Origin of the sequence: Alcanivorax sp. DG881 (genome assembly GCF_000155615.1) — a bacterium.
Lineage (GTDB): Bacteria > Pseudomonadota > Gammaproteobacteria > Pseudomonadales > Alcanivoracaceae > Alcanivorax.
In genome coordinates this window covers 3,053,555-3,068,237 of the sequence record NZ_DS989915.1, presented here as the reverse complement: position 1 = coordinate 3,068,237, position 14,683 = coordinate 3,053,555, and the positions used below count along the sequence as shown (strand labels likewise).

Below are 14,683 nucleotides of genomic sequence, written 5' to 3'. Positions count from 1 at the left end.
ATGGACAGCGGAAAGCCAGAAACATTCCTCCTGCCCGCTGTTTGAACGCCTACCCATAAACGTTCCTCTCTTCACCGGCGGCTGTCCACCGTCAACGGTCAATTGAGGGTTACAGGCTGCTCGGGGGCGTAGCGCTCGATACCGATAATTTCCACTTCAAAGGTGAGATCCCGGCCTGCCAGCGGATGATTGAAGTCCACCATCACCCACTCATCGTCCGCCTTGGCGATCACGCCTGGCAGCTCGGCACCGGCCGCATCGGCGAAACTCAGCACCATGCCGGGCTCCAGGGAATCGTGCTCGGCAAAGGTGTCGCGGGTGAAATGCTGCACATTCTGCTCGTTGTACTCCCCGAACGCCTTGGCGGCTTCCAGGAAAACGCTGCGACGATCACCGGCCTTGAGACCACGAATGGCATTTTCAAAGCCCGGCAGCAGGGACTCATCCCCCCACACAAAAGAGGCCGGCTCACCATCGAAGGTGGAATCCAGGTCCGTACCATCCATCAGGCGCACGGCAAAATGCAGGGTAATTCGGGTCTCCGGGCCTGCTCGCAGTAATTCAGTCATTGTCTTTGGGCTCCTTTCTGGCTCCCAGCAGCATATCCAGCAGAATCAATCCCGCGCCGATAGTGATGGCGGTGTCAGCAATATTAAAGGCCGGAAAATGATAATCGCCCCAGTAAAAGTCGAGGAAATCCACCACATGCCCCAGCACCAATCGATCGTAGAAATTGCCCAGGGCACCGGCAAGAATCAGCGACAGGGCTACCCCTTGCAGTTTCTCGGCAGCGGTAAGCCGGGCCAGCCAGATCAGAATCATCACCGAGGCGCCCACCGCAATAGCCGTAAAGAACCAACGCTGCCAGCCGCCAGCATCAGCCAGAAAACTGAATGCGGCGCCGCTGTTATAGGCCAGGGTCAGATTGAAGTGCGGAAACACTTCCAGCCGTTCATACAGGGAAAACACCGCGACCACTTCATGCTTGGTCCATTGGTCCAACGCAATGATCAAAGCCGTCAGCCACAACCAGCCAAGCTGGCCGGGCAATCGTTTCTTTGCACTGTCCGGCGTCTGGCGTCCGGCATCCGGGGTATTATCAGGCATAGTGTCGAACCTCACCGTCACCATCCACATTGATGATACAACGCCCACACAGTTCCGGGTGTTCAGCGTGGCTGCCCACATCCGGCTGGTGATGCCAGCAACGAGCACACTTACTGTGATCCGAGGCCAGCACCTGTACTTTCAATCCCGCCACAGCAGTGTCTTCCAGTTCCGCCGGCGCTTCCGCCAGTGGCTTGAGCACAGCGGCAGAAGTAATGGTGACAAAACGCAATTCATCACCCAGGCGCTGCAACAACGCATCCTGTTCGGCGTCCACAAACAGCACGACCTCGGCACTCAGGCTACCCTTGATCAACTTGGCAGCACGAGCCCCTTCGATAGCCTTGTTCACTGCCTGCTTGGCGTCCTGCACCTTGTCCCAGAACGCCCGGCCCATATCGGCATCGTCGGCCAGCGCAAACAGGCCGTCGTACCATTCGGTCAGGAACACGGAATCGAGCCGCTCGCCAGGCAGGTTCTCGTAGATTTCCTCGGCGGTGAAGCTGAGCACCGGCGCCATCCAGCGCACCAGCGCCTGGGCGATATGGTACAAAGCCGTCTGACAGGAGCGCCGTGCCACGGAATCGGCCTGGGTGGTGTACTGGCGATCCTTGATGATATCCAGGTAAAAACCGCCCAAATCCAGTGCGCAGAAGTTATGCAGCTTCTGGTAAACCTGATGGAAGTGATAGCCGTCGTACAGGTCTTTGATCTCGCCCTGCACTTGCAGCGCCCGATCCACAATGTAACGGTCCAGCGCCAGCATTTGCTCCGGCTGCAGCGCATCCGTGGCGGGCTCGAAACCGCTCAGATTGGAGAGCAGGAAACGGCTGGTATTGCGGATACGGCGATAGCTGTCGCCCATCTGTTTGAGGATATCCTTGGACACGGACATCTCGCCCCGGTAATCCGTGGCGCAGACCCATAGGCGCAGAATATCCGCACCCAGGTCATTCCAGACTTCCTGCGGGGCAATCACGTTGCCCACCGACTTGGACATCTTGCGACCGTGCTCGTCCACGGTGAAACCGTGGGTCAGGACGGTGCTGTAAGGGGCCGCATCACGAATCGCCAGGCTGGTCAGCAGTGACGACTGGAACCAGCCACGATGCTGATCCGAGCCTTCCAGATACAGGTCCGCCGGCGCGCGCAGCTGCTCGCGCTGGTCCAGCACGCAATAATGGGTAACACCGGAGTCAAACCAGACGTCCAGTGTATCGGTGACCTTGCTGTACTGATCCGCGTCGTCACCCAGCAGCTCCGCCGGCTCCAGATCAAACCAGGCATCAATGCCTTCTTTCTCCACCCGCTCGGCAACCTGTTCGATCAGTGCCGGGGTTTGCGGATGCAGCTCGCCGGTTTCCCTGTTCACGAACAGGGCGATCGGCACACCCCAGGTGCGCTGGCGGGAAATACACCAGTCGGGGCGATCGGTCAGCATGCCTTCGATGCGCGCCTTGCCCCACTCGGGCAACCACTGCACCTTGTCGACTTCCTGACGGGCACGGGGCAACAGGCCCGCTTGATCCATGGACACGAACCACTGCGCCGTCGCACGGAAAATCAACGGCGTTTTATGACGCCAGCAATGCGGGTAGCTATGTTCAATTTTCGCCAACTTGACCAGATTGCCGCTGTCTTTCAGCGCCTCGATCACCGGCTCGTTGGCCTTGCTCACATGCAGGCCACCCACCACCGGCAGATCATCGCGGAACAGGCCGTTATCCAGCACCGGGCTGATCGGATCCAGGTCGTACTGCTTGCCCACCACAAAGTCGTCGGCACCATGGCCCGGGGCGGTGTGTACCAAGCCGGTACCCGCGTCGGTGGTAACGTGCTCACCGAAGATGACCGGCACCTGGGCCTCCAGGAAGGGATGCTGCAAAGGCATCATTTCCAGCTTGCTGCCTGTGACGGTCGTCGAACGGGACACATTGTCCAGCCCCCAGCGCGCCACCAGATCATCGGCCAACGCCTCAGCCACCAGCAACTCACGGGCCACGCCGTCCTGCTCGCCGGAAAGCAGCACATAATCCAGCTCCGGGTGCACTGCCACCGCCCGGTTGGCCGGCAGAGTCCAGGGGGTGGTGGTCCAGATCACCAGCGCCGGAGCGCTGGCTTTAATGCCTGAGCGGGCAACGAAGTCCGCCACATCCACCACCGGAAACGCCACATCGATGGCCGGCGAGGTTTTGTCTTCGTATTCCACTTCCGCTTCCGCCAACGCGGAGGCGCAATCCAGACACCAGTGCACCGGCTTGAAGCCCTGTTGCAGATGGCCGTTGTCCACGATCTTGCCCAGCGAGCGGATGATGTTCGCCTCGAAGGCAAAGTCCATGGTCAGGTAGGGGTTATCCCAGTCGCCAAACACGCCCAGACGCATAAAGTCCGACTTCTGCCCGGCCACCTGTTTGCTGGCATATTCCCGGCATTTCTTGCGGAAGGTACCGGCGTCCACCTTGTGTCCGGCCTTGCCGACTTTCTTCTCCACCATCAGCTCGATGGGCAGACCATGGCAATCCCAGCCCGGTACATAGGGCGCATCGAAGCCCGCCAGAGTGCGGGACTTGACGATCATGTCCTTGAGAATCTTGTTCACCGCGTGGCCGATATGAATATCGCCGTTGGCGTAGGGAGGGCCATCATGAAGAATGAACTTGGGCCGACCGGCAAAGGTCTCGCGAATCTTCTGGTACAGCTGTTTTTGCTGCCACTCTTTGAGCCGCGCAGGTTCACGCTGGGACAGGCCGGCTTTCATCGGAAAGCCGGTTTGGGGAAGGTTTAGCGTTGCCTTGTAGTCCGTCATGATTCCGCTTATTACACCGTAGGCATATCAAAAAAAGCCCGAACCGCGTCCACATCCTGCCGGATGGCAGTCTTGAGTTGGTCCAGATCCGCGAATTTTTCTTCCGGGCGCACATAATGGCGAAAAGCCACGGTCAGGTGTGCGCCATAAAGGCTGTCTTGATGCGTGCGCTGCGTGTCGCCCGAACCAGACCCACCCGCCGAATCACTGTAATCCAGCAGATAGACCTCCAGGCGATTTTCCGTGCCATTCACCGTAGGCCGCGTGCCCATATTGGCCGCCCCTGGCTGATCCACCAGCCCGGCGCCGGTGACCGTCACCGCAAAAACGCCGTGCAAGGGAGACTGCAACCGCTTCAGCGCCAGATTCACCGTGGGCAGGCCGAGGGTCCGGCCGATCTTGTCACCATGGCGCACCCGCCCACTGATGGCAAAAGGCCTGCCCAGCAAGCGCTCTGCCAGGGCGAAATCGCCATCACACAGGGCCGCCCGCACGCGCGTACTGGACACCCGCTCACCATCGACCTCACAGGTAGCGGTATCCGTCACCGCAAAACCGAACTGCTGGCCGGCCTGTTGCAGGTAGGCAAAATCACCGTCCCGACCACAGCCGAAACGGAAATCATCCCCTACCACCAGATATTCCACGCCCAGGCCATCCACCAACAGGGCTTTCACAAAGGCCTCTGCGGTCAGTGAGCGGAAACGCTCATCAAAGCGCACACACAGCACCTGATCCACGCCGGCTTCGCGCAGGGCGATCAACTTATCGCGCAGCGACATCAGCCGCGGCGGCGCGGTCTGCGGGGAAAAGAACTCCTGGGGCTGCGGCTCGAACAACATCACCGTGGATTTCAATCCACGACGACGGGCCTCTGCGATCACCTGATCCAGAATGCGCTGATGGCCCTGATGCACCCCATCGAAATTGCCGATGGTGGCCACACAGCCGCGATGCGTGTCGCGCAGATTGTGAATGCCGCGAATCAGTCGCATCTCACCCTCATATCAAAAGACGCCCGATTATACAGAGTTGCGCAGGCCCACGACACACGCCCGGGCGCCACAATGCGAAATCACTACCGGCGCAGATGGCGCACCCGCAAACCTAACACCACCAGTGACGACAGATAAATCACCACGCCGGCCGCCACAATCAGCGACAACCAACCAACCCGCAACCACACCCCGGCCTCATTCCACACCGTCGTCTGCAACGACAGCCAGTAGCAGGCCACCACCATGGCGGCCCCTGCCAGCAGCATTCGCAGCCACTGCAGCGCCCACCCCGACAAAGGCTGGTACACGCCACTGCGGCGCAGCCCCAGATACAGCAACCCGGCATTCAACCAGGCCGACAGCGCCATGGCCGAGGCCAGCCCCACATGGCGCCATTCCCACACCAGCAGTGCGCCCAGCAGCATATTGGCCAGCATGGCCAACACCCCGATCCGCACCGGAGTGCGGGTGTCCTGGCGGGCATAGAAGCCCGGCGCCAACACCTTGATCAGCATGGCCGCCAACAACCCAGCGCTATACGCCCGCAGCGAGGCCGCCGTCTGCGTCACATCAAAGGCAGAAAATTCCCCGTACTGGAACAGCGTAGACAGCAGCGGCTCGGCCAGTGCGAACAACGCCAGCGCCGCGGGCAAGCCTATCAGCAGCACCATGCGAATGGCCCAATCCAGAGTGCGCGAGAACGCCTCTGGCGAGGCATCCGCATGCTTGCTGGACAGGCTGGGAAGAATCACGGTGCCAATGGCCACCGCAAAAATGCCCAGCGGCAGCTCGATCAGCCGGTCCGTGTAGTACAGCCAGGTCACCGACCCGGTTTCCAGCATGGAGGCCAGAATCGTGTTGACCAGGGAGTTGAGCTGGTAGACCGACGCCCCGAACAGGGCCGGCGCCATCAGTTTCATGATCTTGCGCACACCCGGGTCACGCCAGCCCATGCGCGGAATCGGCATCAGATTCAGCCGGGCCAGGAAGGGCAATTGGAATAACAACTGCACCACCCCGGCGATCAACACCCCCCAGGCCAGCGCCACCGCCATGCGGTCTTCGGCAAAATGCGGCGCCAGAAACAGGGCGCAGCCAATCAGGCTCAGGTTCAGCAATACCGGAGTGAAAGCCGGCACGGCAAAGCGGTTCCAGCTATTGAGGATGCCACCGGCGAACGCCGTCAGCGCAATAAAGAAAAGATAAGGGAACGTCAGGCGCAGCATCTCTACCGTCAGCGCCCTTTTTACCGGATCATCGCCAAAACCGGGTGCAAACACCCAGATAATCGCCGGCGCGGCCAGCACACCCACCAACGTCACCAGCACCAGGGTGCCCCCCAGGGTGCCGGCTACCCGGTCCACCAGCAATTTCGTGGCGGCCATGCTGCCACTGCTGCGGTATTCGCTGAGCACCGGCACAAAGGCCTGGTTAAAGGCCCCTTCGGCAAACAACCGGCGCAGGAAATTGGGAATTTTCAGGGCCACAAAAAAGGCATCGGCGCCGGCGGACGCGCCCAGCATTCGGGCGATCACCACATCACGCACCAGCCCCAGCACCCGCGACAGCATGGTCATGGTCGCCACCACGGCGGTGGAGGCCAGTAAACCTGCCTTTTTCGGGGGTTGCTCGGGGGTATCAGTCATGGTCGCTCCAGGAAACCGGTGAAGGTTAACGAAAGGCCACCCAAACCGCCAGAGAGGCGCATGCCAATCATCATTTCAGCAGGCTTTTCCCATTGACACAGGCCGCCTTGATCGGCATAGTTGCGCGTCTTTAGACCGTGACCCGTGTGTTTTTTGACCATAGATTGGCTTCCAATACTCAGGTCGGCCCACAGGGCCAGTGTCGTAAACCGAATTTGACCTCGAATTTTAGATAGGAGCAGGACCTTGGCTAACTCACCGCAAGCACGCAAGCGTGCGCGTCAGGCGGAAAATCGCCGTCAGCACAACGCAGCGATGCGCTCCATGGTGCGCACATACCTGAAGAAGGTGAACGCGGCTATTGCGTCCGGCGACCAAGGCAGCGCTCAGGAAGCTTATAACCAAGCGGTGTCTGTGCTGGACAAAGCCACCCGCAAGGGCAAGTTTCACCCGAACAAGGCCGCTCGTCACAAGAGCCGCCTGAACACCAAGATCAAGGCGATGGCTGCCTGATCCCTTGGTGGACATAAAAAAACCGGCCTTGAGCCGGTTTTTTTATGTCTGAAAATCAGTAGCGAGTTGCGAAGCGAGTTTCGAAAATCCAAACCGGTCTTGCCTTTCGCTTCTCGAAACTCGCTCCTCGCTTCTTCGCGTCAAGCCTCCGGCGTCAGGCTTCCGGCGTCAAACACCACCAGATTATCCCGATGGATCAGCTCTTCCTCATTCATGAAGCCCAGAACCTCTGCGATCTCGGCGCTCTTCTTGCGGCAAATTCGGCGCGCATCCGCCGCATCGTAATTCACCAGGCCACAGCCGATCCGCTCGCCCTGCTCATCCTCACACGCTACCATCTCGCCACGGGAAAACTGGCCAAACACATCCACCACTCCCACCGGCAGCAAGCTCGAGCCGCCATCACGCAAACGCGCCACCGCACCGGCATCCAGCACCAGGCGCCCGCGCATCTGCAAATGCCCGGCCAACCACTGCTTGCGGGCGTTCATGGGCGAGGTATCCGGCAACAACGTCGTACCCGGCCCCTGACCATCCGCCAACTCGATAAGCACTTCCGGGCTACGCCCGGAGGCAATAGTGGTAATCGCACCCGAGCGAGCGGCCAACTTGCCAGCCCGCACCTTGGTGGCCATACCACCGCGCCCCAATAAACCGCCGCCACCAGCGACACGGGCAATGGTAGGGTCCGAGGCTTGGGCCTCGCGAATCAGATTAGCATCGGCATTGTTGCGCGGATCCGCATCGAACAGACCTTCCTGATCCGTGAGAATCAGCAGCCGGTCCGCCTCTACCAGATTCGCCACCAGCGCCGCCAGGGTATCGTTATCCCCAAAACGGATTTCGTCGGTGACCACGGTATCGTTCTCATTCACCACCGGCACCACACCAAACCCCAGCAGGGTCAGCAAGGTAGAGCGGGCATTGAGATAGCGCTTGCGATCAGACAGATCGTCGTGGGTGAGCAGCACCTGGGCGGTATGCAACTGATGCTGCTGAAAGCGGGACTCCCAGGCCTGCACCAACCCCATCTGCCCCACCGCAGCGGCGGCCTGCAATTCATGCACGGAATCCGGGCGCACCGACCAGCCCAGCCGGGTCATCCCCTCTGCCACCGCCCCGGATGAGACAATAACCACTTCGATGCCGCGCTCACGCAGCGCCACCATGCGGTCCACCCAGGTTTGCATGAGCGCGCAGTCCAGCCCCTTGCCATCATTGGTCAGCAAGGCACTGCCTATCTTGATTACCCAACGCTGGCGATCCGCCACGCTCACTCCTTATTCCCGGGGCCGAACATCTGATAATACTTGCCGCTCGCGCAGCAAAAGCTTCTCACTAGGGCTCGTAGACGATTTCCACATCGTGATCATCATCGTCGTCGTCATCACTGTCGTTTTCACGAGCACGTCGAGCCTCAGCCTTGAGCTCTTGTACTTTTTCGCGAGCCTCTTCCTCAAGCCGGGCGCGCAGATCCAGCTGCGCCGCAGCATAGGCCGGGTCTTCCTCTTCAAGCCGTCGGCGGTCCTCAATAGCATTCATCAAGGCATAGACCAGATCGTCACAGCCCACACCAGCGGCAGCCGAAACCTTGAAGACCGGCCCCTGCCAGCCCAGTTCATCCACGATGGCATCCGCCTGCTCCTGGGCCTCGTCATCGGCCATCAGGTCGATTTTGTTGAAGACCAACCAGCGCTCCTGCTCCGCCAGTGCCGGGGAAAACCGGTCCAGCTCATCAGCGATCGCATCAATATGATTCGCCGGGCTGGAACCGTCCATGGGCGCCAGATCCACCACGTGCAATAACAAACGGGTGCGCGCCAAATGCTTGAGAAAACGGATCCCCAGGCCAGCGCCATCCGCCGCCCCTTCGATCAGGCCGGGAATGTCCGCCACCACAAAGCTGCGGTAGCGGTCCGCCTTCACCACCCCGAGATTCGGGATCAAGGTAGTAAACGGATAATCCGCCACTTTCGGCTTGGCCGCGGAAATGGCACGAATCAGCGTGCTCTTGCCCGCATTGGGCATACCCAACAGCCCCACATCCGCCAGCACCTTGAGCTCCAGACGCAAGCGCCGGGACTCGCCGGGCTTACCCTTGGTGGTTTTACGCGGCGCCTGGTTCACACTGCTCTTGAAGTGGATATTGCCCAGCCCGCCACGACCGGCCTGGGCCACCATCACTGGCTTGTCGGTGGCAGTGAGGTCCGCCAGCACCTCTTCCGTATCCAGATCAACCACGGTGGTGCCCACCGGCACATACAGAATGACATCGTCAGCGGATTTGCCGGTCATCTGCCGACCCTTGCCCGGCTCACCATTCCGCGCCTTGAAAATACGGTCGTACCGGTAATCCACCAGGGTGTTGATATTGGTATCGGCCTGCACATAAACATGACCGCCGGCACCACCGTCTCCGCCGTCCGGCCCGCCGAACTCCACGTATTTCTCGCGACGAAAGCTCAGACAGCCGTCACCGCCCTTTCCGGCATGGACATCAATAGTGGCTTCATCGACAAATTGCATGGGGAACAGACTCTCAACGGGGTAGATGCCATTTTACGGCATAAGGTACGACTTGGAACACGGAAAACACATACAAAAAAGCCCCGCGGGCGAGAGCCTCACGGGGCTTTGAGAACCTGTTCGCGCTCTATACACAGCAGCGCCGGAGTCAATTTTGTCGCCAGGTCGTGATTGCGTTTGTGTCGTGTAGTCATTCTACATAAGCAATCGCAATCGCGGACTGGCGGCAAAAGGGGCCCGGCCCTTCGGGTTGCCACTGAAAAAACCGCCATGCTGTGTTGTGAACCTTGAACTTGACCCGTCAGGCCCTACGGTTCACGCCTTGCCTGGCGGCTTTTTCAGTGGCAACGCTGTTGCGTATAGAGCGCGAGCAGGTTCTTACCGATCCCTCAGGATCAGGCCACAGGCTCGATTACCACATATTTGCGGCTCAGCGGGCCTTTGACTTCAAACTTCACACGACCGGTTTCCTTGGCAAAGATGGTGTGGTCTTTGCCCATGCCGGCGTTTACGCCAGCGTGGAATTTGGTGCCGCGCTGACGAACAATGATTTCGCCTGCACTAACAACCTGGCCGCCATAGCGTTTCACGCCAAGGCGTTTACTTTCCGAATCGCGACCGTTACGAGTACTACCACCGGCTTTTTTATGCGCCATGTCTCAATCCTCTCTACTCAATTTCTAAAAATCAGGTCTTAAGGATCAGCCCTGGATCCCGGTGATTTTCACCGCAGTGTACCACTGACGGTGACCCTGTTGCTTACGGGAATGCTTACGGCGACGGAACTTCACAATCTTGATCTTCTTGTGACGGCCCTGCTCCAGCACTTCCGCGGTTACCTTGGCACCATCCAGCATGGGCTGGCCGACTTTCACGTCGTCGCCATTGGCAACCAGCAGCACCTGGTCGAAATCAACGGATTCGCCGGTAGCTACTTCAATTTTCTCGATGCGAACAACATCGCCTTCTTCAACGCGATACTGCTTACCACCGGTTTTGATTACTGCGTACATGTGTGTGCTCCAGCACAACTCCACTCAGGCGGGCGATCCACGGCCTCCACAACACTGTAACAGTGCGGGAAACAGTCACCACCACTTGCAAGCCAGGCAGAGGATGAAATTGGGTCGCGAAGTGTACGCGAAGCAACCAGGACCTACAAGCCTTTCCTGCCCGCCTTGACCCAGTGATCACGCGGGCTGCGGTTTCCTTGACTACCCGCCAGCCACTGCTAGCATTGCCCGCTGTCGCGCCACCCTTTGTCTGGACCTGAATACATGGATTTCAAGGCTATCTATGCCGTCGTCGATGACGACTTCGAGGCGGTGAACCAGTTTATCAGTCACCACCTGGATTCCAACGTCCCCCTGATCCGCGAAGTGGGCGATTACATCATTCAATCCGGCGGCAAGCGGCTACGCCCGCTGATCGCCATTCTTTGCGCCCGGGCCGCCGGCTATCAGGGCGATCGCCACGTGGACGTGGCCGCCATTATTGAGTTTTTGCATACCGCCACCCTGCTCCATGACGACGTGGTGGACGAATCCAACCTGCGCCGCGGGCGCCCCACCGTCAATGCGGTGTGGGGCAACGCCGCCAGCGTACTGGTGGGCGACTTCCTGATTTCCCGCGCCCTGCAACTGATGGTTGCCCTGCGCCACCCGCGCCTGCTGGACATTTTCTCCCAGAGCACCAACACCATTTCCGAAGGGGAAGTACTGCAGCTGATCAATGTGCGCGACCCCAACACCAGCGAAGAGAACTACATGCGGGTGATTCACCACAAAACCGCCAAGATGTTCGAATCGGCGGCGGAAACCGGTGCCGTGCTGGGCGCGGACGAGGTCAGCGATCATGTGGACGCCTTTGCCACCTATGGCCGCCACCTGGGCATCGCTTTCCAGCTGATCGACGACGTACTCGACTACCAGGGTGACGCCAGCGAACTAGGCAAGAACGTGGGCGACGACCTGGCCGAAGGCAAGCCCACCCTGCCGCTGATCTACACCATCGCCAACGGCTCCCCCGAACAAGCCACCCTGATCAAGGACGCCATTCGCAGCGGCGGACTGGAGCATCTCGAACAAATCGTTGAAACCGTTCGGGCCAGCGGCGGTCTTCAATATACGGTGGACAAAGCGGCAGAACAGACCCGCATCGCCCTGGAGGCCATTGCCCAGGTGCCTGCCTCACCCTACAAGGATGCACTCTTCCGCCTGGCGGAAGAGTCGCTGAAGCGTACCTACTGAGCGTACAGACCAAGGAGTTACCATGCTGCGTGCAGCCCTGATTTTGACCGCGACCACCCTGTTTGCCGGTTGCGCCCTGAGCCCCCAGATGATCAACGTGACCCCCAAGGCAGACGTTGAAGCGGCCAATATCGGCCAGAATCAGCCGGTGCAGGTTATCGCTGTGGATTCCCGTGACCAGAGCGCCTTCGGCACCCGCGGCGGCGTCTACAAGGAAACCGCCCTGGTTCAGCCCGCCAACGACGTGAAAGCCGCCATTGAAGACGCCGTGCGCAAAGGGCTGCAAACCCAGGGCTTTAACGCCTTCAACGCCGGTGCCGACGCCACCCGCCTGGAAGTGCGCCTGGAACAGCTGGACTACGTGCCTGAGGAAGGCTCGGTGGTAAACGAAGTCACCCTGTCGCTGACACTTCTCGCCGAAGCCACCCGTGGTGATGTGGTGCACACCGGCACCTACAAGAGTAGCGTGGTCCACGACCTGCCGCTCACCCCCACCGCCGATCGCAACCAGACCATGGTCAACGAGATTCTCAGCGGCGCCATCACCCGCATGCTCAACGATCCCGAGATGCAGCGCTTCCTGGCAGGCAACAATACCCCCTGATGCTCGCCAACCGCGTTGTCATCCATTATTGTAGCCAGTGCAACTGGCTGCTGCGTAGCGGCTGGTATGCGCAGGAGCTGCTCGCCACCTTCAGTGATGAACTGGACGAAGTCGCCCTGCAACCGGGCACCGGCGGCGTGTTCTGGATTGAGGCCAACGGGCAACCAATCTGGGACAGGAAAAAGGACGGCGGCTTTCCGGAAATCACCGAGCTGAAACGAAGGGTACGGGATGCAGCCTGCCCGGAGCGGGCGCTCGGACATATAGATCGCAAAGACGCCTGACGACACTGCATATCTAATCGCGCCGCAGGAGCGTCGCTGGCGGCGCGATAAATCAGGTGCGAAAAGCGAAAATCATCAGACTTTAATCGTGTTTTGGGTTTGCCTTTCGAAACTCGCTTCTCGCAACTCGATATTCTGGTTATCGCACTGCCAACGACGCCCCCCCCTAAATCGGCCTCAGAACAACGCCCCATGGAGCTGACTACTCGTTCTCCGGCCGCACATCCACCTGCGGCTCTTCACTGCCAAACGGCACCGTCACCGTAAACAACAGCGGCTGGCAGCACACCTGGCAGTCCTCCACGTATTCCTGCTCTTCCACCGAAGGATCCACCAACACCTCGATGGACTCCCAGCAATGCGGACACTGAACCGTCACTGGCAACAACCCCGCCATTAACGCCCTCCTGTGGTTTCCACGTCCCCGGCCAACCCCAACTGTGCGATCCAGCCCGGTTCCTGATTGTCTGGCCAGGGTTCAGGTTGCCCCTGCCCCCACACCGGCCCAGGCCAGCAAGGGTCATCCGCAAAGCGGGCGATAATATGCACATGCAGCTGCGGCACCATGTTACCCAGCGCACCGATGTTGATCTTGTCTGCGCCGGTCACCTGTTCAAGCTGACCTGCCAGCGCATTCACCTGCGCCAGCAACGCCTGCTGCTCATCCACGGGCAGATGATGCCATTCGCGCAGTCCGCCCCGCTTGGGCACCACAATAATCCAGGCAAACCGCTGGTCGTTCATCCACCGCAACCAGCAAAGCTCTGTTTCTCCCAGAGCCCGGGTGTCGGCAGCAAGACGGGGATGAAGCGAGGCCATAATCTCTCCTTAAGCAATACAACCCATGGCACCACAGACCGGATTCAACGCCAAACCGGCGCCAACCGACCATCCAGCCTTACGGTTCAGGCGCCATGCTATGGGCGATAATCTGACGGACTGCGGGCGGTCCAGCGGCGGAACGCGCGGGCAAAATTCGACGCATCGGAATACCCCAGCGTCATCGCAATTTCGTCCACGGTTTTTTCGGACTGGGTGAGATACTCCACCGCCAACCCTTTGCGCAGCCCATCCAGCACTTCCTGGTAACTGGTACCCAGCTGCTGCAGCTTGCGCTTCAGGGTCCGCGATGACATATGCAGCTCGCCGGCCACCTCTTCCACCCCGGGGAAACGGCCACCACCGCCCAGAATAATCCGCCGCACCTGCCCCAGCAGCGGCGGCGGCAGCTTGATGCTGGCCATTTCCTGCTCACACTGGTCCGCCGCCATTCTCGCCAGGCGCGGATCCGCAAACTGCAGCGGGTACTGCATCCGCTCCACCGGAAAACGCATCTGGTTATACGCACAATCGAAATAGACCGGTACCGGCATCACCGGGCGCATGCGCGCAAAGTAGTCTGGCTCTGGGTAAGAAAAACGCAACTCGCCAATTACATCCAGCCCCGGCACCAGCTTCTCGCCCATGAAATGGAAACTGGAGAACAAGCTTTCCATGATCAACGGTGCCAAGTCACCCAATGCCAACAGCTCGTTGATCTGCATCACGGCCATGTCGCCATCGGTAAAGGTTTCCAGCTGCACCAGGGTGCTGCGGGTACGGAAATATTTCACCGCCAGCTCCAGCGCCTCTCCCAGAGTGGCACTGCTCATGGCCGCATAGCCAAGAAAACCATGGGACGACAGAGTCATGGACGCGCCCAGCTCCCAGCCCAGCCAGGGTTCACCGGATAACGCCATGGCCCGTGTCGCCACCACTTCAAAATCCTGGGCGGTGATGCGCGCCTGGGGGTCGCGCCAGCAACCGGGTTCAATGCGGGTGTCTGCCAGCAACGTTTCCGTGGGCACACCACGCCGGGACAACACATCCAGCAACAACGCCAGATATTCTGCTGATACGGAGTACTCCGTCGGGTCCATTTTTAGAATTGTCATGACTGCATTCCGATTA

The 14,683-nt window shown here is 59.7% G+C and carries 17 protein-coding genes; 4 read left to right on the top strand and 13 right to left on the bottom strand.

Translation table 11 applies throughout. From position 1 onward, the window contains the following. Window positions 1-98: 98 nt before the first annotated feature. The 6 genes from ADG881_RS13915 to ADG881_RS17615 form a co-directional block, all read right to left on the bottom strand. Window positions 99-569, bottom strand: a complete 471-nt coding sequence (locus tag ADG881_RS13915) for a peptidylprolyl isomerase (RefSeq protein ID WP_007150396.1) — start codon at window positions 567-569, stop codon at window positions 99-101. Further along, window positions 562-1,107, bottom strand: a complete 546-nt coding sequence (gene lspA, locus ADG881_RS13910; RefSeq protein ID WP_007151163.1) for a signal peptidase II — start codon at window positions 1,105-1,107, stop codon at window positions 562-564. Before lspA ends, ADG881_RS13915 begins: the two co-directional genes overlap by 8 nt. Next, window positions 1,100-3,913: an isoleucine--tRNA ligase gene (gene ileS / locus ADG881_RS13905; RefSeq protein ID WP_007148602.1), complete on the bottom strand. Its 2,814-nt coding sequence runs from the start codon at window positions 3,911-3,913 to the stop codon at window positions 1,100-1,102. Before ileS ends, lspA begins: the two co-directional genes overlap by 8 nt. An 11-nt stretch (window positions 3,914-3,924) precedes the next feature. After that, on the bottom strand, window positions 3,925-4,908 hold the full coding sequence (gene ribF, locus ADG881_RS13900) for a bifunctional riboflavin kinase/FAD synthetase (RefSeq protein WP_007150098.1): 984 nt from the start codon (window positions 4,906-4,908) through the stop codon (window positions 3,925-3,927). Window positions 4,909-4,991: 83 nt separating this feature from the next. Then, on the bottom strand, window positions 4,992-6,557 hold the full coding sequence (gene murJ, locus ADG881_RS13895) for a murein biosynthesis integral membrane protein MurJ (RefSeq protein WP_007148886.1): 1,566 nt from the start codon (window positions 6,555-6,557) through the stop codon (window positions 4,992-4,994). Next, entirely contained in the window at window positions 6,554-6,718 is a 165-nt protein-coding gene (locus tag ADG881_RS17615; protein ID WP_007149328.1) for a hypothetical protein, read from the bottom strand. The genes murJ and ADG881_RS17615 overlap by 4 nt, the downstream gene beginning before the upstream one ends. A gap of 85 nt (window positions 6,719-6,803) precedes the next feature. On the opposite strand from ADG881_RS17615, the gene rpsT reads away from it, so the two are divergent. Beyond that, entirely contained in the window at window positions 6,804-7,070 is a 267-nt protein-coding gene (gene rpsT / locus ADG881_RS13890) for a 30S ribosomal protein S20 (protein ID WP_011587742.1), read from the top strand. A 140-nt stretch (window positions 7,071-7,210) separates the two neighbouring features. Here the strand turns inward: rpsT and proB are convergent, their stop codons facing one another. The 4 genes from proB to rplU form a co-directional block, all read right to left on the bottom strand. After that, the gene (gene proB, locus ADG881_RS13885) at window positions 7,211-8,341 is read right to left on the bottom strand and encodes a glutamate 5-kinase (RefSeq protein WP_039926841.1); all 1,131 of its coding nucleotides are present in this window, start codon (window positions 8,339-8,341) and stop codon (window positions 7,211-7,213) included. Window positions 8,342-8,408: 67 nt separating this feature from the next. Continuing rightward, a complete protein-coding gene (cgtA, locus tag ADG881_RS13880) occupies window positions 8,409-9,596 on the bottom strand; it encodes an Obg family GTPase CgtA (RefSeq protein ID WP_007148414.1) in 1,188 nt (395 codons plus the stop codon). Between the two features lie 395 nt (window positions 9,597-9,991). Continuing rightward, window positions 9,992-10,252 (bottom strand): 50S ribosomal protein L27, encoded by a 261-nt coding sequence (gene rpmA, locus ADG881_RS13875; protein ID WP_007149973.1) that lies wholly within the window; start codon window positions 10,250-10,252, stop codon window positions 9,992-9,994. A gap of 45 nt (window positions 10,253-10,297) precedes the next feature. Next, window positions 10,298-10,609, bottom strand: a complete 312-nt coding sequence (gene rplU, locus ADG881_RS13870) for a 50S ribosomal protein L21 (RefSeq protein WP_007148862.1) — start codon at window positions 10,607-10,609, stop codon at window positions 10,298-10,300. A gap of 264 nt (window positions 10,610-10,873) precedes the next feature. Between rplU and ADG881_RS13865 the strand changes: the two genes are divergently transcribed. From ADG881_RS13865 to ADG881_RS13855, 3 genes are read left to right on the top strand one after another with little or no spacing between them, the layout of a single operon-like run. Continuing rightward, on the top strand, window positions 10,874-11,845 hold the full coding sequence (locus ADG881_RS13865) for a polyprenyl synthetase family protein (protein WP_007149285.1): 972 nt from the start codon (window positions 10,874-10,876) through the stop codon (window positions 11,843-11,845). Between the two features lie 22 nt (window positions 11,846-11,867). Further along, complete coding sequence (locus tag ADG881_RS13860) at window positions 11,868-12,449, top strand: YajG family lipoprotein (RefSeq protein WP_039926839.1); 582 nt, start codon at window positions 11,868-11,870, stop codon at window positions 12,447-12,449. Continuing rightward, window positions 12,449-12,733, top strand: a complete 285-nt coding sequence (locus tag ADG881_RS13855; RefSeq protein WP_007148587.1) for a SelT/SelW/SelH family protein — start codon at window positions 12,449-12,451, stop codon at window positions 12,731-12,733. The genes ADG881_RS13860 and ADG881_RS13855 overlap by 1 nt, the downstream gene beginning before the upstream one ends. Before the next feature lie 202 nt (window positions 12,734-12,935). Here the strand turns inward: ADG881_RS13855 and ADG881_RS13850 are convergent, their stop codons facing one another. The 3 genes from ADG881_RS13850 to ADG881_RS13840 form a co-directional block, all read right to left on the bottom strand. Next, window positions 12,936-13,130, bottom strand: a complete 195-nt coding sequence (locus ADG881_RS13850) for a CPXCG motif-containing cysteine-rich protein (protein WP_039926837.1) — start codon at window positions 13,128-13,130, stop codon at window positions 12,936-12,938. Then, window positions 13,130-13,552, bottom strand: a complete 423-nt coding sequence (locus ADG881_RS13845; protein WP_039926835.1) for an HIT domain-containing protein — start codon at window positions 13,550-13,552, stop codon at window positions 13,130-13,132. Before ADG881_RS13845 ends, ADG881_RS13850 begins: the two co-directional genes overlap by 1 nt. Before the next feature lie 98 nt (window positions 13,553-13,650). After that, on the bottom strand, window positions 13,651-14,667 hold the full coding sequence (locus ADG881_RS13840) for an AraC family transcriptional regulator (RefSeq protein ID WP_039926833.1): 1,017 nt from the start codon (window positions 14,665-14,667) through the stop codon (window positions 13,651-13,653). Between the last annotated feature and the right edge of the window lie 16 nt (window positions 14,668-14,683).